The sequence below is a fragment of the Pseudomonas sp. MDT1-17 genome (genome assembly GCF_054898105.1).
The window spans coordinates 4254638-4276616 of record NZ_JBUBVM010000001.1 but is presented as its reverse complement, the minus strand read 5'-3'; the positions used below and the strand labels follow the sequence as shown (position 1 = coordinate 4276616).

21 protein-coding genes are annotated in these 21979 nt (G+C 59.4%); 18 read left to right on the top strand and 3 right to left on the bottom strand.

Features of this window, described 5'->3' with window-relative positions:
• Positions 1-128: 128 nt before the first annotated feature.
• The 14 genes from ACYZTX_RS19770 to ACYZTX_RS19705 all read left to right on the top strand — a co-directional run bounded on the left by ACYZTX_RS19770 (position 129) and on the right by ACYZTX_RS19705 (position 17969).
• Positions 129-2066 carry a bifunctional 5-dehydro-2-deoxygluconokinase/5-dehydro-2-deoxyphosphogluconate aldolase gene (locus tag ACYZTX_RS19770; protein WP_462035506.1) on the top strand — a complete coding sequence of 646 codons (1938 nt, stop codon included), beginning with the start codon at positions 129-131 and terminating at the stop codon, positions 2064-2066.
• A 159-nt stretch (positions 2067-2225) separates the two neighbouring features.
• Entirely contained in the window at positions 2226-3116 is an 891-nt protein-coding gene (iolE, locus tag ACYZTX_RS19765) for a myo-inosose-2 dehydratase (protein WP_462035505.1), read from the top strand.
• Positions 3116-3925: a 5-deoxy-glucuronate isomerase gene (iolB, locus tag ACYZTX_RS19760; RefSeq protein ID WP_462035504.1), complete on the top strand. Its 810-nt coding sequence runs from the start codon at positions 3116-3118 to the stop codon at positions 3923-3925. Before iolE ends, iolB begins: the two co-directional genes overlap by 1 nt.
• A gap of 44 nt (positions 3926-3969) precedes the next feature.
• A complete protein-coding gene (locus ACYZTX_RS19755; RefSeq protein WP_462035503.1) occupies positions 3970-5472 on the top strand; it encodes a CoA-acylating methylmalonate-semialdehyde dehydrogenase in 1503 nt (500 codons plus the stop codon).
• 25 nt (positions 5473-5497) lie between these two features.
• Entirely contained in the window at positions 5498-6319 is an 822-nt protein-coding gene (locus ACYZTX_RS19750) for a TIM barrel protein (protein WP_462035502.1), read from the top strand.
• Between the two features lie 126 nt (positions 6320-6445).
• Positions 6446-8377 (top strand): 3D-(3,5/4)-trihydroxycyclohexane-1,2-dione acylhydrolase (decyclizing), encoded by a 1932-nt coding sequence (gene iolD, locus ACYZTX_RS19745; RefSeq protein WP_462035501.1) that lies wholly within the window; start codon positions 6446-6448, stop codon positions 8375-8377.
• A gap of 42 nt (positions 8378-8419) precedes the next feature.
• Complete coding sequence (gene iolG / locus ACYZTX_RS19740; RefSeq protein ID WP_462035500.1) at positions 8420-9445, top strand: bifunctional inositol 2-dehydrogenase/D-chiro-inositol 1-dehydrogenase; 1026 nt, start codon at positions 8420-8422, stop codon at positions 9443-9445.
• A 145-nt stretch (positions 9446-9590) separates the two neighbouring features.
• Positions 9591-10451 carry a sugar phosphate isomerase/epimerase family protein gene (locus ACYZTX_RS19735; RefSeq protein ID WP_462035499.1) on the top strand — a complete coding sequence of 287 codons (861 nt, stop codon included), beginning with the start codon at positions 9591-9593 and terminating at the stop codon, positions 10449-10451.
• A gap of 135 nt (positions 10452-10586) precedes the next feature.
• Positions 10587-11639, top strand: a complete 1053-nt coding sequence (locus ACYZTX_RS19730) for a Gfo/Idh/MocA family protein (RefSeq protein WP_462035498.1) — start codon at positions 10587-10589, stop codon at positions 11637-11639.
• A gap of 148 nt (positions 11640-11787) precedes the next feature.
• Positions 11788-12714, top strand: a complete 927-nt coding sequence (locus tag ACYZTX_RS19725; protein ID WP_462035497.1) for a sugar ABC transporter substrate-binding protein — start codon at positions 11788-11790, stop codon at positions 12712-12714.
• Between the two features lie 71 nt (positions 12715-12785).
• Positions 12786-14351: a sugar ABC transporter ATP-binding protein gene (locus ACYZTX_RS19720; RefSeq protein WP_462035496.1), complete on the top strand. Its 1566-nt coding sequence runs from the start codon at positions 12786-12788 to the stop codon at positions 14349-14351.
• 57 nt (positions 14352-14408) lie between these two features.
• A complete protein-coding gene (locus tag ACYZTX_RS19715) occupies positions 14409-15431 on the top strand; it encodes an ABC transporter permease (protein ID WP_282377835.1) in 1023 nt (340 codons plus the stop codon).
• Between the two features lie 327 nt (positions 15432-15758).
• Positions 15759-16163, top strand: a complete 405-nt coding sequence (locus tag ACYZTX_RS19710; protein WP_462035495.1) for a TraR/DksA family transcriptional regulator — start codon at positions 15759-15761, stop codon at positions 16161-16163.
• Positions 16164-16364: 201 nt separating this feature from the next.
• Complete coding sequence (locus ACYZTX_RS19705) at positions 16365-17969, top strand: methyl-accepting chemotaxis protein (RefSeq protein ID WP_462035494.1); 1605 nt, start codon at positions 16365-16367, stop codon at positions 17967-17969.
• 75 nt (positions 17970-18044) lie between these two features.
• On the opposite strand, the gene ACYZTX_RS19700 is transcribed toward ACYZTX_RS19705, so the two are convergent.
• From ACYZTX_RS19700 to ACYZTX_RS19690, 3 genes are all read right to left on the bottom strand, one after another.
• Positions 18045-18284 carry a DUF2789 domain-containing protein gene (locus tag ACYZTX_RS19700; protein ID WP_033057641.1) on the bottom strand — a complete coding sequence of 80 codons (240 nt, stop codon included), beginning with the start codon at positions 18282-18284 and terminating at the stop codon, positions 18045-18047.
• 131 nt (positions 18285-18415) lie between these two features.
• On the bottom strand, positions 18416-18646 hold the full coding sequence (locus ACYZTX_RS19695) for a hypothetical protein (protein WP_462035493.1): 231 nt from the start codon (positions 18644-18646) through the stop codon (positions 18416-18418).
• Positions 18647-18805: 159 nt separating this feature from the next.
• A complete protein-coding gene (locus ACYZTX_RS19690; protein WP_462037077.1) occupies positions 18806-19054 on the bottom strand; it encodes a hypothetical protein in 249 nt (82 codons plus the stop codon).
• A 414-nt stretch (positions 19055-19468) separates the two neighbouring features.
• Here ACYZTX_RS19690 and ACYZTX_RS19685 point away from each other — a divergent pair, with 414 nt between their 5' ends.
• The 4 genes from ACYZTX_RS19685 to ACYZTX_RS19670 all read left to right on the top strand — a co-directional run bounded on the left by ACYZTX_RS19685 (position 19469) and on the right by ACYZTX_RS19670 (position 21888).
• Positions 19469-19939 carry a hypothetical protein gene (locus ACYZTX_RS19685; RefSeq protein WP_461979049.1) on the top strand — a complete coding sequence of 157 codons (471 nt, stop codon included), beginning with the start codon at positions 19469-19471 and terminating at the stop codon, positions 19937-19939.
• The gene (locus tag ACYZTX_RS19680; protein ID WP_462035492.1) at positions 19939-20142 is read left to right on the top strand and encodes a hypothetical protein; all 204 of its coding nucleotides are present in this window, start codon (positions 19939-19941) and stop codon (positions 20140-20142) included. Before ACYZTX_RS19685 ends, ACYZTX_RS19680 begins: the two co-directional genes overlap by 1 nt.
• Before the next feature lie 118 nt (positions 20143-20260).
• On the top strand, positions 20261-21277 hold the full coding sequence (locus ACYZTX_RS19675; RefSeq protein ID WP_462035491.1) for an ABC transporter substrate-binding protein: 1017 nt from the start codon (positions 20261-20263) through the stop codon (positions 21275-21277).
• Between the two features lie 173 nt (positions 21278-21450).
• Positions 21451-21888 carry a DUF3995 domain-containing protein gene (locus ACYZTX_RS19670; protein ID WP_462035490.1) on the top strand — a complete coding sequence of 146 codons (438 nt, stop codon included), beginning with the start codon at positions 21451-21453 and terminating at the stop codon, positions 21886-21888.
• Positions 21889-21979 lie beyond the last annotated feature (91 nt).

The following is a 21979-nucleotide window of genomic DNA, read 5'->3' as shown; positions in this document are numbered from 1 at the left end:
TTCCACGTAAAAAATATTTGGAATAATTATTGATTATTCGGTCCCGCACGTTTTAGTCTGCATCCACCCAGCGTGTTCGGCGCGGCCATCGCCCCGAACGCAGGCTGATAAAAATAACAGGAGCCAACATGGGCCAGACTCGTTTTGCCAGTGGGCGTCAATTGGATCTGATTTGCCTGGGGCGCCTTGGCGTCGACCTCTATGCGCAGCAAGTCGGAGCGCGGTTGGAAGATGTTTCAAGCTTCGCCAAATACCTCGGTGGATCGTCCGCCAACATCGCCTTCGGCACGGCTCGTCTGGGTCTGAAATCGGCGATGCTCAGCCGGGTAGGGGACGACCACATGGGCCGCTTCCTCGTTGAATCCCTGACCCGCGAAGGTTGCGATGTCAGCGGCATCAAGGTCGATCCGGAGCGCCTGACCGCCATGGTGCTGCTGGCTCTCAAGGACCGCGAAACCTTTCCTTTGGTCTTCTACCGCGAAAACTGCGCCGACATGGCGCTGCGGGCCGAAGACATCAGCGAAGCCTTCATCGCTTCCAGCAAAGCCTTGCTGATCACCGGCACCCATTTCTCCACCGACGGCGTCTACAAGGCGAGCATCCAGGCGCTGGAATACGCCGAGAAGCACAACGTCAAACGCGTACTGGATATCGACTACCGCCCGGTGCTCTGGGGCCTGGCCGGTAAGGCCGACGGCGAAACCCGTTTCGTCGCCGACCAGAACGTCAGCCAGCATGTGCAGAAAATTCTGCCGCGTTTCGACCTGATCGTCGGCACGGAAGAGGAATTCCTGATTGCCGGCGGCTCCGAGGATTTGCTCACTGCGCTGCGTAATGTGCGGCGCCTGAGCGCTGCGACCCTGGTGGTCAAGCTCGGCCCGCAAGGCTGCACGGTGATTCACGGGGTGATCCCGGTGCGTCTCGAAGACGGCGCCATTTATCCCGGCGTCCGCGTGGAAGTGTTGAACGTGCTGGGGGCCGGCGATGCCTTCATGTCGGGTTTCCTCAGCGGTTGGCTGGAGGATGCGAGCGACGAGCGCTGCTGCCAGTTGGCCAATGCCTGCGGTGGTCTGGTGGTGTCGCGTCACGCCTGCGCCCCGGCGATGCCAACCCGCGCCGAACTCGACTATCTGTTCAACAGCCCGGTGCCGATTACCCGGCCGGATCAGGACGCCACGCTGCAACGTCTGCATCAGGTCAGCGTGCCGCGCAAACAGTGGAAGCAACTGTTCATCTTTGCCTTCGATCATCGCGGGCAACTGGTGGAACTGGCGCACAAGGGTGGTCGGGACCTGAACGCCATCGGCGAACTCAAACAACTCTTTATCAAGGCTGTGGAACGGGTCGAAACCGATTTGCGCAAGCAAGGCATCGAGGCCGATGTCGGGCTGCTGGCCGATCAGCGCTTCGGTCAGGACTCGCTGAACGCGGCCACCGGTCGCGGCTGGTGGGTGGCGCGGCCGGTGGAAGTGCAGGGTTCGCGGCCATTGGCGTTCGAACATGGGCGCTCGATTGGCAGCAACCTGATCGCCTGGCCGCAGGAGCAGATCATCAAGTGCCTGGTGCAATTCCACCCCGACGACGAGCCGCTGCTGCGACTGGAACAGGAAGCGCAGATCAAGGGTTTGTATCAGGCCTCCCAAGTCAGTGGTCATGAGCTGCTGCTGGAAATCATCCCGCCCAAGGATCATCCATCGACCCATCCGGACGTGCTGTATCGCGCCCTCAAACGCCTCTACAACCTGGGCATTTACCCGGCGTGGTGGAAGATCGAAGCGCAGAGCGCCGAGGAATGGAAACAACTCGACGAGCTGATTCAGGCGCGTGATCCGTACTGCCGTGGCGTGGTGTTGTTGGGGCTGAATGCACCGGCAGCGGCACTGGCCGAAGGGTTTCAGCAGGCCAGCCAGAGCCAGACTTGCCGTGGTTTCGCCGTAGGTCGGACGATTTTCCAGGAGCCGAGCCGCGCGTGGCTGGCCGGGGAAATCGATGACGAAACGCTGATCAGCCAGGTGCAGGGCACGTTCGTCGAGCTGATCGATGCCTGGCGAAAAGCCCGCGCATGACGCAACACCGCAATACCAATGTGGGAGTGGGCTTGCTCGCGAAGAGGCCGGCACATTCAACATTGTTGTTGCCTGACACACCGCTTTCGCGAGCAAGCCCGCTCCCACAGGGTTTTGTGTCGCTCTTACTGGTTAGGTAAAACAATAAAAGGTGCAGCCATGCCCGCTATTCGAATTGGCATCAACCCGATCTCATGGAGCAACGACGACTTGCCGTCCCTCGGTGGGGAGACGCCGCTGAGCACCGCCCTGAGCGAAGGTAAGGAAATCGGCTACGAAGGTTTCGAACTCAACGGCAAATTCCCCAAGGACGCCAAGGGTGTCGGCGATGTACTGCGCCCCTATGACCTGGCGCTGGTGTCCGGCTGGTACTCCAGTCGTCTGGCCCGCCGCTCGGTGGCTGAAGAAATCGACGCCATTGGCAGCCATGTCGAGCTGTTGGCGAAGAACGGCGCCAAGGTGCTGGTGTACGGCGAAGTCGCCGACTCCATTCAAGGCCAGCGCATTGCGCTGGTTGAACGCCCGCGTTTCCACACCGAACACGCCTGGCAGGAATACGCCGACAAGCTCACCGAACTGGCGCGCTTCACCTTGTCCCAAGGCGTGCGCCTGGCCTATCACCACCACATGGGCGCCTACGTCGAATCCCCGGCGGACATCGACACGTTGATGGCGTTGACCGGCAGTGAAGTCGGCCTGCTGTTCGATTCGGGCCATTGCTACATGGGCGGCGGCGAGCCGTTGCAGGTGCTGCGCAAACACATCGAACGCGTCTGCCATGTGCATTTCAAGGACGTGCGCAAACCGGTGGTGCAGCTGGCACGCAACAATTTGTGGAGCTTCCCGGACTGCATCATCAACGGCACGTTCACCGTGCCCGGCGATGGCGACATCGACTTCGACGCCCTGCTCGACGTGCTGTTGGCGGCCGATTACCACGGCTGGCTGGTGGTTGAAGCCGAGCAGGACCCGGCGGTGGCGCCGAGCTACGTCTACGCCAAAAAAGGCTACGACACCTTGCGTGCGCTGCTCGACGAGAGGACTAAGTGATGAGCCTGCTGGTCAAAAGCAATGCCCGTGGCCGGACCATGGTCGAGCTGGGTCAACGTGAGCTGGAATACGTCGGCTTCGCCGCTTACCGCTTGAGCCTGGGCGAAACCCTGCCGGTGTCGGCCGGTGATAAAGAACTGTGCCTGGTGCTACTCAGCGGTCGGGTCAGCCTCAAGGGCGAAGCGCCGGGGCAGGGCGCGTTCGACTGGGACAACATCGGCGATCGTCAGTCGGTATTCGAAGAAAAATCCCCGTTCGCCGCGTACTTGTCACCTGGCAGTCAGGCGCAAGTGGTCGCGCTCAGCGACGTACAGATCGCTGTGTGCGCCGCACCCGGTTCAACGAGCAACGGCCTCGGTCCACGGCTGATCAAACCCGACACCATGAAACGCAGCGTGCGCGGCAAAGGCGCCAACACTCGTTACGTCTGCGACATTCTGCCGGACACCGAACCGGCCCATTCGCTGCTGGTGGTGGAAGTGCGCACGCCATCGGGTCACTCGTCGAGCTACCCGCCGCACAAGCACGACACCGACGATTTGCCGCACCAGAGTTTTCTTGAAGAAACCTATTACCACCAGATCAACCCGCCCCAGGGTTTCGTGTTCCAGCGGGTCTACACCGACGATCGCAGCATCGATCAGGCCATGGCCGTGGAAAACAGCGACCTCGTGGTCGTGCCCAAGGGCTATCACCCGGTCAGCGTGCCGTACGGCTACGAGTCGTATTACCTGAACGTGATGGCCGGCCCGAAACGGGTCTGGCAGTTCCATAACGATCCGCAGCACAGCTGGCTGCTTGATCTCTGAACTAAAAAGCCTGAATTCCAACCTCTGCACGGAGAACACGATCAATGAGCAATGCCCCGGTCATCGGCCATTACATCCACGGTCAAGTGCAAGACAGCAGCAGTGAACGCTTCAGCAACGTCTTCAACCCGGCCACCGGCAGCGTCCAGGCGCGCGTCGGGCTGGCCAGCCAGAAGACCGTAGACGAAGCCGTCGCCTCGGCCCTCAAAGCCTTCCCGGAGTGGTCCGAGCAATCGTCCCTGCGCCGTTCGCGGGTGATGTTCAAGTTCAAGGAATTGCTCGACCAACATCACGATGAGCTGGCAGAAATCATCAGCCGCGAACACGGCAAGGTGTTTTCGGATGCTAAGGGCGAAGTCACCCGGGGCATCGAAATCGTCGAGTACGCCTGCGGTGCGCCGAACCTGCTGAAAACCGATTTCAGCGACAACATCGGCGGCGGCATCGATAACTGGAACCTGCGTCAGCCGCTGGGCGTGTGCGCCGGCGTCACGCCGTTCAACTTCCCGGTGATGGTGCCGCTGTGGATGATCCCACTGGCACTGATCACTGGTAATTGCTTCATCCTCAAGCCGTCCGAGCGCGATCCGTCCGCCAGTGTGCTGATGGCCCGTCTGTTGAGCGAAGCCGGGTTGCCGGACGGTGTGTTCAACGTGGTTCAGGGTGACAAGACCGCGGTCGACGCCTTGCTGCAACACCCGGACATCGAGGCGATTTCCTTTGTCGGCTCGACGCCGATTGCCGAGTACATCCACCAGCAAGCCACCTCGCGCGGCAAGCGTGTGCAGGCGCTGGGCGGGGCGAAGAATCACATGATCGTCATGCCCGATGCGGATCTGGATCAAGCGGCGGATGCCTTGATCGGCGCGGCTTACGGCTCGGCCGGCGAGCGCTGCATGGCGATTTCGATTGCCGTGGCGGTGGGCGATGTCGGCGACCAACTAATTGCCAAACTGCTGCCGCGTATCGACCAACTGAAAGTCGGCAACGGCCTGAAGGGCGACAGCGACATGGGGCCGCTGGTGACAGCCGAGCACAAGGCCAAAGTCGAAGGTTTCATCGACGAAGGTGTGGCCCAGGGCGCGCAGCTGATCGTCGACGGCCGCAGCTTCAAAGTGCCGGGCGCCGAGAACGGCTTCTTCGTCGGCGCGACGCTGTTCGATAACGTCACGACCGAGATGAGTATTTACCAACAGGAAATTTTCGGTCCGGTGCTGGGCATCGTTCGGGTAGCGGATTTCGCCAGCGCCGTCGCGTTGATCAACGCCCACGAGTTCGGCAACGGCGTGTCCTGTTTCACCCGCGACGGCGGCATCGCCCGAGCCTTCGCCCGCACGATCAAGGTCGGCATGGTCGGCATCAACGTGCCGATTCCGGTGCCGATGGCCTGGCACTCCTTCGGCGGCTGGAAGCGCTCGCTGTTCGGCGATCACCACGCTTATGGCGAAGAAGGCATTCGCTTCTACAGCCGTTACAAAAGCGTGATGCAGCGCTGGCCCGACAGCATCGCCAAGGGCCCTGAATTCAGCATGCCGACGGCCCACTAATTCACCTGTGCGGAGAACAACAAAAATGAGCAAACCCCTGCGTTTCGCCCTGAACCGTATGGTCGCCCCACGCTTGTCCCTGCCCGCGTTCATCGAGCTGGCGGTGACCCTCAAGGCCGACGCGATCGAAATTCGCAACGACCTTAAAGGTGTCGAGATCGAAGACGGCACCGTCCCCGAGCGCGTCCGTGAGTTGTGTGCTGACAAAGGCATTACCGTGCTCTCGATCAACGCGCTGTATCCGTTTGATGTGTGGAATGACAAACGCCGCGCACAGGCCTTGAAGCTGGCCGCTTATGCCCGTGATTGCGGCGCACAGGGGTTGGTCATGTGTCCGCTCAACGACCGGGCCGACCCGCGTAATGAGGCCGCACGCGCTTCGGGTCTGCGCACGGCGTTGACTGAACTGGCGCCGATCCTGCGCGAACACGGCATTCTCGGTTTCATCGAGCCGCTGGGTTTCGAAGAGTGCTCGCTGCGCCGTAAACGCACGGCAGTGGACGCGATCAAGGCCATTGGCGGGCTGGATGTGTTCCGTCTGGTGCATGACACCTTTCACCATCACCTGGCCAGCGAACATGAGTTTTTCCCCGAACTGACCGGGCTGGTGCACATCTCCGGTGTCGAAGATGCCGAGGCACCGTTGGCGACCATACGCGACGGCCACCGGGTGCTGGTGGGCGAGGGCGACATCCTTGGCAACGCGGCGCAGATCGACACCTTGCTCAGCAGCGGCTACAGCGGCTACCTGTCGTTCGAACCGTTCGCCGACAGTGTCCATGGCCTGGCGGATATCCAGCAGGCGATCGGCGCGAGCATGGATCACCTGAACAAGTCTCTGAGTTGACACTTCCCCTGTAGGAGCTGCCGAAGGCTGCGATCTTTTGATGTTGTTTTTAAGATCAAGATCAAAAGATCGCAGCCTTCGGCAGCTCCTACAGCGGGATCGGATTTGCATACAGAAGGTGCAAGCATGACCACAACAAGACTGACCATGGCCCAGGCCCTGGTGAAATTCCTCGATAACCAGTACATCGAGGTCGATGGGGTTCAAAGCAAATTCGTCGCCGGGATCTTTACCATTTTCGGTCACGGCAATGTGCTGGGCCTGGGTCAGGCCCTGGAGCAGGACAGTGGCGACCTGATCGTCCATCAGGGTCGCAACGAGCAAGGCATGGCCCACGCGGCCATCGGTTTTGCCAAGCAACACTTGCGGCGCAAGATCTACGCCTGCTCCTCATCGGTAGGCCCAGGCGCGGCGAACATGCTGACCGCTGCCGCGACGGCGACCGCCAACCGCATTCCATTGCTGCTGTTGCCCGGCGATGTCTACGCCTGCCGCCAACCGGACCCGGTGCTGCAACAGATCGAGCAGTTCCACGACCTGAGCATCAGCACCAACGACGCGTTCAAGGCCGTGAGCAAATACTGGGACCGCATCAACCGTCCCGAGCAACTCATGACGGCGGCGATCCACGCCATGCGCGTGCTCACCGACCCTGCCGAAACCGGCGCGGTGACCCTGGCCTTGCCACAAGATGTGCAAGCCGAGGCCTACGACTACCCCGATTATTTCCTGCAAAAACGCGTGCACCGCATCGAGCGTCGTCCGGCCACCGAAGCGATGCTCGGCGATGCCTTGGCGCTGTTCAAAGGCAAGCGCAAACCGCTGATCATTTGCGGTGGCGGGGTCAAATACTCCGGCGCCAATGCCGCCTTGCAAGCGTTTGCCGAGCGCTTCGATATTCCCTTCGCCGAAACCCAGGCCGGCAAGAGTGCGGTGGTGTCCAGTCATCCGCTGAACGTTGGCGGAATAGGTGAAACCGGCTGTCTGGCGGCGAATCTGTTGGCCAAGGATGCGGACCTGATCATCGGTGTCGGCACGCGCTACAGCGATTTCACCACCGCGTCGAAATCCCTGTTCCAGCATCCGGACGTGCAATTTCTCAACCTCAACATCAGTCCCTGCGATGCGCTGAAACTCGACGGCGTGCAATTGCTGGCGGACGCCAACGTCGGGTTGCACGCCTTGGCTGAAGCCTTGGGCGATTACCGCTCTGCGTGGGGCGATCAACCGCATCAGGCCAAGGCGCAACTGGACGAGGAAGTCGACCGTCTCTATCAGGTCGACTACCAGGGCAAAGACTTCATCCCGGAAATCAACGACCACATGGACCCGGCGGTGTTGCGCGAATTCATCGAGCTGACCGGTTCCTGCATGACCCAGAGCCGAGTGCTCGGCGTGCTCAATGAAACCCTCGCCGATGACGCGGTGATCGTCGCCGCCGCCGGCAGTCTGCCCGGTGACTTGCAGCGCAGCTGGCGCTGCAAGGGGGTGAACACCTATCACGTCGAGTACGGCTATTCCTGCATGGGGTATGAGGTGAACGCCGCGTTGGGGGTGAAGCTCGCCGAGCCTGAGCGCGAGGTCTATGCGCTGGTCGGCGACGGCTCTTACATGATGCTGCATTCCGAGCTGGCGACCTCGATTCAGGAGCGCCGCAAAATCAACGTGGTGTTGCTGGACAACATGACCTTCGGTTGCATCAACAACTTGCAGATGGAACACGGCATGGACAGCTTCGGCACCGAGTTCCGTTTCCGTAACCCGGAAACCGGCAAGCTGGACGGCGGTTTCGTGCCGGTGGATTTCGCCATGAGCGCGGCGGCCTATGGCTGCAAAACCTACAAAGTGAACACGATCGAAGAACTGAAAGCGGCATTGGCCGATGCGCGATTGCAGACGGTGTCGACGCTGATCGACATCAAGGTGCTGCCCAAAACCATGATTCACAAATACCTGTCGTGGTGGCGGGTCGGTGTGGCGCAAGTCTCCACCAGCGCCCGCACCGATGCGGTGGCCAAGACCCTGAATGAGCGACTGGCCAAGGCTCGTCAGTACTGATTACCCCTGATACCAACAACAATTTTTTGCAGGAGAATCTTCATGTCATTGCTTTTTAATTCACTGCGTATAGGCGTCATCGGCACCGGGGCCATCGGCCAGGACCATATCCGTCGTTGCAGCCAGACCTTGCTCAATAGCCAGGTAGTTGCTGTGACCGACATTAACTCGCAGCAAGCCGCGAAGGTCGTTTCCGACCTGAGGCTGACCGCCGAGGTCTATCCCGACGGCCACGCGCTGATCAAGGCGCCGGAGGTCGAAGCGATCCTCGTCACCTCTTGGGGCCCGAGCCACGAAGAGTTCGTGCTGGCAGCGATTGCCGCCGGCAAACCGGTGTTTTGCGAGAAACCGCTGGCGGTCACTGCTGAAGGTTGCCGCAAGATCGTCGAGGCTGAAGTGGCCCACGGCAAGCGCCTGGTGCAGGTCGGCTTCATGCGTCCGTATGACGAAGGTTATCGCGCCCTCAAAGCCGTGATCGACAGCGGTCAGATTGGTGAGCCGTTGATGTTGCACTGCGCGCACCGCAACCCGAGCGTGGGTGAGAACTACAAGACCGACATGGCGATCACCGACACGCTGATCCATGAACTGGACGTGTTGCGCTGGTTGCTCGACGACGATTACGTGTCGGTGCAAGTGGTGTTCCCGCGCAAGAGCAGCAAGGCGCTCGCGCATTTGAAAGACCCGCAGATTGTGCTGCTGGAAACCGCCAAAGGCACGCGCATCGACGTGGAAGTGTTCGTTAACTGCCAATACGGCTACGACATCCAGTGCGAAGTCGTGGGGGAGACCGGCATCGCCAAACTGCCAGAGCCCTCGCAGGTTCAGTTGCGCAGCGGGGCGAAATTGTCCAACGCGATTCTGATGGACTGGAAGGATCGCTTCATCGCGGCGTACGACGTTGAGTTGCAGGCGTTCATCGATGGTGTGCGTGGCGGCCAAGTCGGCGGCCCATCGGCATGGGACGGCTTCGCGGCGGCGGTGGCGGCGGATGCGTGTATCGAAGCGCAGAACAGCGGGCAGATTGTCAAAGTCGGCCTGCCAGACCGCCCACACTTCTACGGCTAACCCCGATCCCCTGTGGGAGCGAGCCTGCTCGCGAAGGCGTAATGTCAGTCAACATTAATGTTGAGCGTACAGGCCTCTTCGCGAGCAGGCTCGCTCCCACAGGGAAAGCGTCAGGGCAGAGGCATTGGTGAAGGAGAGCAAGAACATGCGCATCGCACTAGACCCCTACATGTACCGCACCCTGTCCTTGGGCAAGATGGTCGATAAGGTCGCCGAGCTCGGTTACGAACACATCGAACTCTCGCCCCGGGAAGATTTCCTGCCGTTCTACAAAGCCCCACGCGTCGACAAGGCGCGGATCAAGGAATTTCGCAAAGCCCTGAGCGACACCGGGGTCAAGCTCTCTTCCTTATTACCGATGTACCACTGGGCCGCTGCCGACGAAGGCCTGCGAGTTGCCGCCGTACGCAACTGGAAGCGGGCGATCCAGATTGCCGTGGAGATGGACTGCGAGCTGGTCAACACCGAGTTCACCGGCCATTCAGACAACCCGCTGGTCTGCGAGAACCAGTTCATGCGCTCGATGGACGAGCTGATTCCAGAGTTCGAGCGCGAAGGCATCAAGCTTGATATTCAGGCCCACCCTTACGACTTCTGCGAGCGCAACAACGAGTCGGTGGACATCATTCGCGGTCTGGATCGCGAGTGGATCAACTACCTCTACGCCGCGCCGCACACCTTCTTCTATGACGATGGCAAAGGCGATATCGCCTCGATGCTCAAGTACGCTGCCTCCAAACTGAGCCACCTGATCATCGCCGATACCTACAACCACAAGGCGTCCTCGGGGCTGCGCTACATCGTCAACCCACCGGGTGTCGTCGCCACCGTGCACCAGCATCTGGATATCGGTCAGGGCGAAGTCGATTGGGACGCGTTTTTCGGCACCTTGCGCGAGATTCAGTTCGACGGTATTGCCACGGTTTCGGTGTTTGCCTGGGAAGACCGGCCGGATGAGTCCAACCGGATGATGCTCGAACGTGTGACCCGCGAACTTTGCGGTTGACCGACCCATACAAAACCTGTGGGAGCGGGCTTGCCCGCGATGATGGCGGCACATTCAACATCTCTGTGACTGTCATACCGCTATCGCGGGCAAGCCCGCTCCCACAGGGTCCGCGTTCTATAAGGAGAATATTTCATGCGTATCGGACTTGTCGGTTACGGCCATGGCGGCCGGTTTTTTCATGCCCCGCTGATCAGCAGTTTGCCGACGGCAAGGTTCGTGGGTGTTGTCACCCGTTCACCTGAGCGCCGACAGTTGCTGGCGGCCGAGCACCCTGGGGTGCCCGCGTTCGACAGCATCGGCCAGTTGGTTGAGGCCGGGATCGATGTGCTGGTGGTGTCCACGCCGCTCAAGGGCCGCCCGGCGCTGGTGCTCGACGGCATCGAACACGGCGTCGCGGTGGTCAGCGACAAACCCTTCGCCGCTGACGCGCAGCAAGCCCAAACCCTGATCACCATGGCCGAGCGCCAGGGCGTGCAGCTCAGCGTCTACCAGAACCGTCGCTGGGACTCGGATTTCCTTACCGTGCGCAAACTCATCGAGTCCGGTGCGCTGGGCCAGGTCACCCGTTTCGAATCGCGGATCGAGCGTTACTCACCGCAGGCGGTGAACAACGGCAGTGGCGGCGGCTTCCTGCGCGATCTCGGCAGTCATCTGGTGGATCAGGCGTTGCTGCTGTTCGGTCCGGTGACCCAGGTCTATGCCGAACTGGATTACCTGGAAAAAGGCCAGGCCTTCGATAACGGCTTCTTTATGTCCCTGACTCATGCCAGTGGCGTCACCTCCCACTTGGGCGGCAGCTGCCTGCAAAACACCCCCGGCCCGCGCTTTCGGGTGACCGGCAGCGAAGGCTGTTACAGCGTCGATGGCCTGGACGGGCAGGAAGCGTCGGCGCTCGCCGGGCTCTCGCCCAAATCCGAAGGTGAACGCTGGGGTGTTGAAGAACATCGCCGATGGGGCTGGTTCGAACAGGGCGAAGTGCGCGAACGGGTGCCCTCCGAGCGCGGTTGCTGGAATCAGTTCTATTTAAAGCTGCAATCCGCGTTGCAGAGCGGTGGCCCACTGCCCGTGGACGCCCGTGATGCATTGGCGACCACCCGTGTGCTAGACGCTGCGCGACTGAGCTTCGAGCGGCATCAAGTGGTGGCATTGAGCCCGTTCGACAGCCATGGAATAAAATCAGAATAAAATTCTAAAATGAGTTGATATAGAAATTATATTCCAATAGAGTCATTTCCAGCGACCTGCCTCGCGACGCGTTTTCACGCTTTTCTCGCTGACTGAAATCGTCACGCCTCATCCATAAAACCAACAAGAATGTGGAGAAAGACTTTTCATGAAGACCAAGATCGTTTTCGCCTCACTTGCCTTGTCCCTGATGTTCGCCAGCGGCGCTGCACTCGCCGATATGAAGATCGGCGTCAGCATGTCGCAGTTCGATGACACCTGGCTGACCTACCTGCGCGAATCCATGGACAAGAAAGCCAAGTCCTATCCCGATGGCGTGCAGTTGCAATTCGAAGACGCCCGCAGCGACGTGGTCAAGCAATTGAGCCAGGTCGAAAACTTCATCAGCCAGAAAGTCGATGCCATCGTGGTCAACCCGGTGGATACCGCCGCCACCAAAAAAATCACCGAAGCCGCCGTCAAGGCCGGCATCCCGCTGGTCTATGTCAACCGCCGTCCCGATGACCTGAAACTGCCAAAAGGCGTGGTCACTGTTGCCTCCAACGATCTGGAGGCCGGCGAAATGCAGATGCAGTACCTGGCCGACAAAATGGGCGGCAAGGGCGACATCGTGATTCTGTTGGGCGACCTTGCGAACAACTCCACCACCAACCGCACCAAGGGCGTCAAAGAGGTGCTGGCCAAATACCCGAACATCAAGATCGAGCAAGAGCAGACCGGGATCTGGTCACGGGATAAAGGCATGACCCTGGTCAACGACTGGCTGACCCAGGGCCGCAAGTTTGACGCGGTGGTGTCCAACAACGACGAAATGGCCATTGGTGCCGCGATGGCCTTGCAACAGGCCGGCGTCGACAAGGGCAGTGTACTGATCGCGGGTGTCGACGGTACGCCGGACGGCTTGAACGCGATCAAGAAAGGCAACATGACAGTGTCGGTGTTCCAGGACGCCAAGGGTCAGGCGGACGGTTCGATCGACACCGCCGTGAAAATGGCCAAGAACGAGCCGGTTGAACAGGCCGTGTGGGTGCCATACCGCTTGATCACCCCGCAAAACGTCGACACGTTCAAATAGCCAGTCCGTTCAAATAACAACAATAAATACGCAAGGTGGCGATCGCGACCTTGCTGATGGAGTACCTGATCATGTTCGCTTCAGCGACTGCTTCGAGCGCCCCGTTGGTGGGTATCCAGCCAACTGCAGCATCTGTCGATGAGCCGTACCTGCTGGAGATCATCAACGTCAGCAAGGGATTTCCCGGTGTGGTGGCCTTGTCCGATGTGCAGCTTCGGGTACGCCCCGGTTCCGTGCTGGCCCTGATGGGCGAAAACGGCGCCGGCAAATCCACCCTGATGAAAATCATTGCCGGCATCTATCAGCCGGACGCCGGTGAACTGCGCCTGAGGGGCAAGCCGGTGGTCTTCGAAACGCCACTGGCAGCGCTCCAGGCCGGGATCGCGATGATCCACCAGGAACTCAACCTGATGCCGCACATGAGCATCGCCGAGAACATCTGGATCGGCCGTGAGCAGCTCAATGGCCTGCACATGATCGATCACCGCGAAATGCACCGCTGCACCGCGCAACTGCTGGAACGCCTGCGGATCAACCTCGATCCAGAGGAGCAGGTTGGCAACCTGAGCATCGCCGAACGGCAGATGGTCGAGATCGCTAAAGCGGTGTCCTACGATTCCGACATCCTGATCATGGACGAACCGACCTCGGCCATTACCGACAAGGAGGTCGCCCATCTGTTCTCGATCATTGCCGACCTCAAGCGTCAAGGCAAAGGCATCATTTACATCACCCACAAAATGAACGAAGTGTTCAGCATCGCCGATGAAGTGGCGGTGTTTCGTGACGGTGCCTACATCGGCCTGCAGCGGGCCGACAGCATGGACGGCGACAGCCTGATTTCGATGATGGTCGGCCGCGAACTGAGCCAGCTGTTCCCGGTGCGCGAGCAGCCGATCGGTGATCTGCTGCTGTCGGTGCGCGACCTCAAACTGGACGGCATTTTCAAAGGTGTTTCCTTCGACCTGCATGCCGGCGAGATCCTCGGCATCGCCGGGTTGATGGGCTCGGGGCGGACTAACGTCGCCGAAGCGATTTTCGGCATCACGCCGAGCGACGGTGGCGAGATTCGTCTCGACGGCGAAGTGGTGCGCATCAGCGATCCGCACATGGCGATCGAGAAGGGCTTCGCATTGCTGACCGAGGATCGCAAGCTCAGCGGCCTGTTCCCGTGCCTGTCGGTGCTGGAGAACATGGAAATGGCGGTGTTGCCGCATTACGCCGGCCACGGTTTCATCCAGCAAAAAGCCCTGCGCGCCTTGTGCGAAGACATGTGCAAGAAACTGCGGGTCAAAACCCCGTCGCTGGAGCAGTGCATCGACACCTTGTCCGGCGGTAATCAGCAAAAGGCGTTGTTGGCGCGCTGGCTGATGACCAATCCACGGATCCTGATTCTCGACGAGCCGACTCGCGGTATTGACGTCGGCGCCAAGGTCGAGATCTACCGGCTCATTTCCTGCCTCGCCAGCGAAGGCATGGCGGTGATCATGATTTCCTCGGAACTGCCGGAAGTACTTGGCATGAGCGACCGGGTGATGGTCATGCACGAGGGCGACCTGATGGGCACCCTCGACCGCAGTGAAGCGACCCAGGAACGAGTGATGCAATTGGCCTCGGGCATGTCCGCGGTTCACTAATGGATGCCGGCGGTGGCGGTGGCCTGCGTCGGCGACGCGATAGAAGGGTGAGTGTTTATGAACGCGATACTGGAAAACAAGCCAGCAACGGCACCGGTCAAGAGTCGCCGGCGCTTTCCGACCGAGTTGAGTATTTTCCTGGTGCTGATTGGCATCGGCCTGGTCTTTGAAGTGTTTGGCTGGATCGTGCGCGACCAGAGCTTCCTGATGAACTCCCAGCGTCTTGTGCTGATGATCCTGCAGGTGTCGATCATTGGCCTGCTGGCCATCGGCGTGACCCAGGTGATCATCACGACGGGTATCGACCTGTCCTCCGGTTCGGTGCTGGCGCTGTCGGCGATGATCGCTGCCAGCCTGGCCCAGACGTCGGACTTCGCTCGGGCGGTGTTCCCGTCGCTGACTGACTTGCCGGTATGGATTCCGGTCATAACCGGGCTTGGGGTGGGATTGCTGGCGGGGGCCATCAACGGCAGCATCATTGCTATCACCGGTATCCCCCCGTTCATTGCCACCCTCGGCATGATGGTCTCGGCGCGTGGCCTTGCGCGTTACTACACCGAAGGCCAGCCGGTGAGCATGCTCTCGGATTCCTACACGGCTATCGGACATGGCGCGATGCCGGTGATTATTTTCCTGGTGGTCGCGGTGATCTTTCACATCGCCCTGCGTTACACCAAGTACGGCAAGTACACCTACGCCATCGGCGGCAACATGCAGGCGGCGCGTACCTCGGGGATCAACGTCAAGCGGCATCTGGTGATCGTCTACAGCATCGCCGGGTTGCTGGCAGGGCTGGCGGGTGTGGTGGCTTCGGCACGGGCCGCGACCGGGCAGGCCGGGATGGGTATGTCTTATGAGCTGGACGCGATTGCCGCGGCAGTGATCGGCGGCACCAGCCTGGCCGGTGGCGTAGGACGCATTACCGGCACGGTCATCGGCGCACTGATCCTCGGGGTCATGGCCAGCGGATTCACCTTTGTTGGCGTCGATGCGTATATTCAGGACATCATCAAAGGCCTGATCATCGTGGTGGCAGTGGTCATCGATCAGTACCGCAACAAGCGCAAACTAAAACGCTGAGCCTCAGATAAAGCAGCCAATGCGCCACGCCTGACCCGCGTGGCGCAGCCGTTTGTCTTCTATATACAGCCGCTCGATTGAATTTCTTGCTATAAACGCACTCCGATAACCATCGCAAAGACTGCCGCAGAGCACTTTCTGGGCTTTGTCGGACAAATTCGCTGTCTTTTCAGTTGCTGAGGCCTCAAGTCGGCCTTAGACTGCCGCCCCTCGTAAATTGAGTGCCGGGTGGCGCTTGGAATAAACGGCGCCGTTCCGATGGCCAGACCAGGTCCGCCGGAACGCTCCCTAATTCGCCTTAATGCACGTTTTTTTATAGAGATATCAATGACAAAGGACAAGTTGCTGGCCATGCCGGCGGATGACTACATGAATGCCGAGCAACATGCTTTTTTCTTTGAGCTGTTGCAGAACATGAAAGTCGAAACCCACGAGCGCGTCGAACAGAACCGCATCGCCATCGAAAGCCTGGACACCCCGGCCGATCCGGCTGACGCTGCTTCTGTTGAAGAAGAGCGCACCTGGCTGGTGAACGCGATTGATCGCGACCAGCGCATGCTGCCTCAGTTGGAACAGGCTCTGGAACGCATCAAGGAAGACAGCTTTGGCTGGTGCGACGACAGCGGCGAGGCCATTGGCCTGAAGCGCCTGCTGATCAGCCCGACCACCAAGTACTGCATCGAAGCTCAAGAGCGTCACGAACAGATCGACAAGCACCAGCGTCAGGCCTGATTTCGTAACGCCCCGCATCGCGGGCAAGCCTCACTCCTGTCAGGAGCAAGGCTTGCCCGCGATGCTTTTTTTCGTCTGCGAAAAACCCGCGCACTTCTATTGATCTGCTGCAACGCCCACTACTAATGGACCATAGATAATGGCCTTGTAGTGGCGTTTAATGCCGATACAACAATTAGAATTATTCGTGGGGTGACGAAGATGACGCGTGACGGATCTGTGGTTGCAGCAGTGTCTGCACCCGTGCTTTTGCCAAAAAACCTTTGGCTGACGCCGACCCTGCAAAGCATCGCCCTGATGCTTTTGTTGTGCGGCATGACGTTGGGGGGGTGGTCGCTTTACCTGGGCCTGCCATTGGCCGTGCTGGTGATTTGGCTACCTCGCTTGCGCTCGCGCGCCATCCCGCAGGCAGCCCCCGCCGACAGCGCCAGCGCGATTGCCGAGTTGACTCGCGATCTTTCCTACACAACCAGTCATAACGCTTTGTCTGCCGCCGGTGTGGCCTTTTCGGTCAAGCAACTGGCGGACAAACTGCAATCGCAGCTCGGTGCCGCGGCCCAGATCGTCAGCAACGCCGAGGTGATGATCGCCACCGAACAAGCCACCTCGACACTCAGTCGGGAAGCTCTCAGTGCGGCCAGCGAGGCTCATCAGAGCAGCGCGGCAGGACGTACGGAGCTGATCGAGTCCATCGCCCGTATGCATCAACTCAGTCAGCGCGCCAGTAACAGCCGTGAACTGATCGAAGCCCTGAGCCTGCGCAGTGATGATATCCAACGGGTAACCCTGGTGATCCAGTCCATCGCCAGCCAGACCAATCTGCTGGCATTGAACGCGGCTATCGAGGCGGCGCGGGCCGGGGAGCATGGTCGCGGATTTGCGGTGGTGGCCGATGAGGTTCGCGGTCTGGCTGCGCGCACGGCGACGGCTACCGGTGAAGTGGGGGAAATGGTCGCTGATATACAGCAACGTACCGCGCAAGTGGTGGAGCAGATCCGTCAACTGTCCAGCGACCTCGATACCGGCGTCAAGCAGGTCGAGCACACCGGTCAGCACCTGGAGAACATTGCACGTCTGGCCGCGGGCGTCGAAAGTCAGGTCGGGGAAATCGCCAGGGGCGCTGACACCAACCGCGAACAACTCGATAGCCTGTTTCACGCCATCGAACAGATGCGCAGCGACCTGGCAATCAGTGATCAACAGACCCAGCGCCTGGCCCAGGCCGCGGTGCAAATGGAAGGTCAGGCCGAAACCATCAGCGAACGCCTCGCGGAAGTCGGACTGGATGACTATCACCAGCGGGTTTTTGACTTGGCCCGCGAAGGCGCGAGTCAGATTGCGGCGCGCTTTGAAGCGGATATCGACGAGGGCCGCGTCAGCCTCGATGACCTGTTTGATCGCAATTACCAGGCCATTCCCAACACCAGCCCTGCCAAGTACCAGACCCGCTTTGATCGCTACGCCGATCAGGTCTTGCCGGCGATCCAGGAACCGTTGTTGCCGCGCCATGAAGGGCTGGTGTTCGCTATCGCCTGCACGCAGCAGGGCTATGTGCCGACCCATAACAAAGTCTTCAGCCAACCACTGACCGGCGATGCGCAGGTCGACACCCTGCATAACCGCACCAAACGCAAATTCGCCGACCGCACGGGAATCCGCTGCGGCAGCCATCAGCAGCCCGTACTGCTGCAAACCTACACCCGCGACACCGGCGAACTGATGCACGACCTCTCGGTTCCGATCATGCTCAAGGGTCGGCATTGGGGTGGGTTGCGATTGGGCTATAAACCCGAGAATCCTCGCTAGACGCGTGATGCTGGCTTTTGTGGCGAGGGAGCAGCTCCCTCGCCACAGGTTTTTCGTTGACTCAAGATATTTGGGCTAGTGGATCTGATGCATACGCAGGTTCAGGTCGTCGACCACCCGTGCCCAATCGGCGTCTTCACGCAATTGTTCTTTCAGGAAGCCGGCTTGCTGCGGGGTCCAGAACTCGGCATCGATGAGTTTCTTGTCGTCGGCCAAGGGGGAATGACTGGCAATAAAATCGTCGATGGCCTTCTCGCTTGAGTCCAGACCGAGTTGGTCGAACAAGCCTTTCAAGTCGTGTGTAGGTGAATCCATGTTCATCTCCTTGCGGGTCGCGTCGAGTGCGAGATCTGAGGTGCGGCTTCAATACATCTGAGGGAGCCGCGCTTCAGGAGTTCGATGGCGATGTTCGAAAGCAAAAGTGAGCATAGACTGCAAACCGACTATCAGGCTTTCAATGCCCCACCATCGACCGCAAGCTTCAGCTCCTTGGCGGCTTCCTGCGCGGCAATGGCGGCGACGTCCGAGGTCTTGAACCAGCGATCCTTTTCGACCTGGTGATACGTCACGGCGGTCAGCGGTGGTTTGGCGCGCATGACAATGACTGCCTGGAATTCGCCTTCGACCTCTCTGGCTTCGCCCCGGATAAAAAATTCGCCGATATCAAATTCCGTCACGTTGCAGCCTTCCCTTGGAAATATTCTGTTGTTTTGAACGCTGCCCGGCCCTGGGGACGGGTTTCATTGGTCGGGCAGTATGGCAGTTGTTGCATGCCGGCGGCTGAGATAAGTCGCCGGCATGACGAAGCGTCTATGGAAATGAAGGCGTCGGGACCGTCAACCGCGTAACTCGAGAGCACGGGCAAGGGCGCAGGCTTCGTTATGATTGCTGCGGAAACCTCTGACGCGGCCGGTAGAAATTTCCTTGATATGGAAGAAGGCATTGCCGGCCAAAAGCACCTGAAAGCGTGGCCGGGCAAGCGCTTCAAGGTGGTATTCATGCGGTTGAAACATCACCGAGTGCAGGGTCAGCGAGCTGTTTGCGTAAGGTGCCGGGGGGGGAGCGAAGTGTGTCAGCGTGCACATATGAAGTCCTTTTCGTTGTTTTACCGACGTGTGTTCGTCGTTTTGGGTAGTCTCGGTGAGCATCGCTGCTCTAGAATCACCACCACTGGTTGGCGATTGATGCTCATCTAAAGCAATTTTCTGCGGGCGATATGTAGGAAAAGTGCTTTTATTAAAGAGTTTGTTCCCTAAGGTTGGTAGTCCGGTTTTATCTGGCCGTTAGAAGGGCGTTTTCCTTCAACCTCTGACGAATGCCAGGCAAGACGACGTGAGTGACGTTCCAGTAGTCTTCTTAAACCTCGCGATGAATGAGCGCTCTGCTCGTTTCAGGATTTCAACCCGGGTCATTTGGCTACACCTTCGGCATTGCCGCTTTTTTCTGCTGTGCGCTATTTTCCTGCGTGCAGCATCATTTTCAGATGTGGGGATGTTTCCTTGGCAGTAAGTAATCTAGATATGCATGCTTTGTTCGTGCTGGGTGATTTGCGCGCAAAGCTGGTTAAACAGTTCCAGTCACGTTTTGTTTACATCACCGAACAGAACGCAGAAGGCATTTATATTGCCGAGATCGACACCGAAGAGGCGCTGGTGGTTGATGACAAACCCGGGCTTAAACTCAAGGTCGGCGATCACTTCAGCGCCTCTGTATTGCCCAGTCGCGAAGGCGGCAAGCTGGACATCAAGTTCCGCGAAATCAAACTGACGGTTTACGGCCTGGGTGATTACGCGTTCGTCACCACCGCTGATGGCCACGGGATCGTGTTCAAGGAAGGTCATAGCGTGGTGATGGTGTTCGCCGCTCACCAACAGTTGCAGGAAGGCCTGACCAAAACCCTGAAAGCCGTGACCGCCAAGGCTGCCAAGTGGCGCAAAGGTGAACTGATTACCTTCAAGGCCAGCGAGTAATGACCCTGACCCGCGCCGACTTCCACGTACAGAACCAGGCCAGTGCGCAAGTCGAGGCCCGACGGCTGTTCGACCAGAAGACTGTTTTGCAAGGTGCATGGCTGGGTTGGGTGGCGTCACAGATCTATACGTTGCGTCCGGCGGAGTACGCCAGCATGGTACGAAGAGAGCTGGCGCGCTTGCAGGAAACTTCCGAAAATTAGTTGACACCCCTCGAAAGCAGGAACCTCTACTACAGTCAGTGGACTGAGTATTCAGAGGCTTTGCGGTCTTCTGCCTGGCCATCCTGCTATTGCTGTGAACAGCACGAGGTGCAAAAGCATGAACGGATTTCGACGGTTGCTGGCCGCTACCCTGGCCACTTTCGGTTTGCTGGCTTCACCCGTTCCGGTGTTCGCTGCCCAGGCGCCGATCCACTTCGCCGACCTGAACTGGGAAAGCGGCAGCCTGATCACCGATATCTTGCGGATCATCGTCGAGAAGGGCTACGGGCTGCCGACCGATACCTTGCCGGGGACGACCATCACCCTTGAGACCGCACTGGCCAACAATGACATTCAGGTGATTGGCGAAGAGTGGGCCGGTCGCAGTCCGGTCTGGGTCAAGGCTGAGGCCGAAGGCAAAGTCGTGAGCCTCGGCGATACGGTCAAGGGCGCGACCGAAGGCTGGTGGGTGCCCGAATATGTGATCAAGGGCGATCCGGCGAAAGGCATCAAGCCGCTGGCGCCGGACTTGCGCAGTGTCAGCGACCTGCCGCGCTACAAGGGTGTATTCAGTGATCCGGAATCCCCGGGCAAGGGGCGCTTTCTCAACAGCCCGATCGGCTGGACGTCGGAAGTGGTCAACAAACAGAAGCTCAAGGCGTATGGGCTGGACGACAGCTATGTGAACTTCCGCAGTGGTTCGGGTGCGGCACTGGATGCGGAGATCAGTTCTTCGATTCGTCGCGGCAAACCAGTGCTGTTCTATTACTGGTCGCCTACGCCATTGCTCGGCCGCTTCAAACTGATTCAGCTCGAAGAGCCGCCGTTCGACGCCGAAGCCTGGAAGACCCTGACCGACGCCGACAACCCGAATCCGAAACCGACGCGCTCACTGGCCTCGAAGCTGTCCATCGGCGTGTCCACGCCATTCCAGAAACAGTATCCGCAGATTGCCGAGTTTTTCAGCAAGGTCGACTTGCCGATCGGTCCGCTGAACAAGGCGCTGGCCGAGATGAGCGAAAAACACACCCCACCACGGCAGGCGGCAGAGGCGTTCATGAAGGCGCACCCGGACGTGTGGCAGGCCTGGGTGCCGAAGGATGTGGCGGATAAAGTCTCCGCCGAGTTGAAATGATGCTGTGAGTTTGATGGCGCCTGCGCGAGCAAGTCGGATCGCGCACCGCCGCATGCGTTCAGTTCGGGCGAGTTTCATGGAGCGGCACTTTATCAATGCCGACGACGAATACCCTTACAAAATCGTTCAAGGAAGTTCATCCTGCTGCAACATTTCACGCTGGATGTCTGAACATGAGCCTATTGATCGCGCAATGGATGGCTGCCATCTTCCTGTTGATCAGCCTGATCCACCTGTATTGGGCGGCAGGTGGCAAGTTGGGTAGCGATGCGGCGGTCCCTCGAATATCCGCAGAGGGCAGCGGGGAATCCAGGCCGGCCTTCAAGCCTTCAGGCTTTGCCACGTTATTGGTGGCGGTCGGGTTGCTGCTGATTGCGATGCTGGTGTGCTTGCGGGTCGGCCTGTATTTGCCGACGGTGCATCACTGGTCGCTGCAATGGGTGATCAGCGCGATTGCGATGCTGATGTTCGCCAGGGCAATCGGCGATTCGAATTTGATTGGGTTCTTCAAACAGGTGAAGGATTCGAAGTTTGCGCGGCTCGACACCTGGGCTTATTCGCCGTTGTGCGTGATGTTGGGGGCGGGGCTGCTGGCAGTCGCTTGGATCTGAGGCAAAGCAAGATCAAAAGATCGCAGCCTCGTTTCACTCGACAGCTCCTACAGGGGAATGCGAAACCCATGTAGGAGCTGTCGAGTGAAAC

What these genes read in the sequence shown, in the direction of transcription:
- iolB (WP_462035504.1), top strand. Translation starts at nt 3,116, where the DNA reads ATGAGCCTGCTGGTCAAAAGCAATGCCCGTGGCCGGACCATGGTCGAG.
- ACYZTX_RS19710 (WP_462035495.1), top strand. Translation starts at nt 15,759, where the DNA reads ATGACAAAGGACAAGTTGCTGGCCATGCCGGCGGATGACTACATGAAT.
- ACYZTX_RS19730 (WP_462035498.1), top strand. Translation starts at nt 10,587, where the DNA reads ATGCGTATCGGACTTGTCGGTTACGGCCATGGCGGCCGGTTTTTTCAT.
- ACYZTX_RS19725 (WP_462035497.1), top strand. Translation starts at nt 11,788, where the DNA reads ATGAAGACCAAGATCGTTTTCGCCTCACTTGCCTTGTCCCTGATGTTC.
- ACYZTX_RS19715 (WP_282377835.1), top strand. Translation starts at nt 14,409, where the DNA reads ATGAACGCGATACTGGAAAACAAGCCAGCAACGGCACCGGTCAAGAGT.
- ACYZTX_RS19755 (WP_462035503.1), top strand. Translation starts at nt 3,970, where the DNA reads ATGAGCAATGCCCCGGTCATCGGCCATTACATCCACGGTCAAGTGCAA.
- ACYZTX_RS19720 (WP_462035496.1), top strand. Translation starts at nt 12,786, where the DNA reads ATGTTCGCTTCAGCGACTGCTTCGAGCGCCCCGTTGGTGGGTATCCAG.
- iolD (WP_462035501.1), top strand. Translation starts at nt 6,446, where the DNA reads ATGACCACAACAAGACTGACCATGGCCCAGGCCCTGGTGAAATTCCTC.
- ACYZTX_RS19750 (WP_462035502.1), top strand. Translation starts at nt 5,498, where the DNA reads ATGAGCAAACCCCTGCGTTTCGCCCTGAACCGTATGGTCGCCCCACGC.
- iolE (WP_462035505.1), top strand. Translation starts at nt 2,226, where the DNA reads ATGCCCGCTATTCGAATTGGCATCAACCCGATCTCATGGAGCAACGAC.
- ACYZTX_RS19670 (WP_462035490.1), top strand. Translation starts at nt 21,451, where the DNA reads ATGAGCCTATTGATCGCGCAATGGATGGCTGCCATCTTCCTGTTGATC.
- ACYZTX_RS19675 (WP_462035491.1), top strand. Translation starts at nt 20,261, where the DNA reads ATGAACGGATTTCGACGGTTGCTGGCCGCTACCCTGGCCACTTTCGGT.
- ACYZTX_RS19705 (WP_462035494.1), top strand. Translation starts at nt 16,365, where the DNA reads ATGACGCGTGACGGATCTGTGGTTGCAGCAGTGTCTGCACCCGTGCTT.
- ACYZTX_RS19690 (WP_462037077.1), bottom strand. Translation starts at nt 19,054, where the DNA reads ATGTGCACGCTGACACACTTCGCTCCCCCCCCGGCACCTTACGCAAAC.
- ACYZTX_RS19700 (WP_033057641.1), bottom strand. Translation starts at nt 18,284, where the DNA reads ATGGATTCACCTACACACGACTTGAAAGGCTTGTTCGACCAACTCGGT.
- ACYZTX_RS19770 (WP_462035506.1), top strand. Translation starts at nt 129, where the DNA reads ATGGGCCAGACTCGTTTTGCCAGTGGGCGTCAATTGGATCTGATTTGC.
- ACYZTX_RS19735 (WP_462035499.1), top strand. Translation starts at nt 9,591, where the DNA reads ATGCGCATCGCACTAGACCCCTACATGTACCGCACCCTGTCCTTGGGC.
- ACYZTX_RS19680 (WP_462035492.1), top strand. Translation starts at nt 19,939, where the DNA reads ATGACCCTGACCCGCGCCGACTTCCACGTACAGAACCAGGCCAGTGCG.
- iolG (WP_462035500.1), top strand. Translation starts at nt 8,420, where the DNA reads ATGTCATTGCTTTTTAATTCACTGCGTATAGGCGTCATCGGCACCGGG.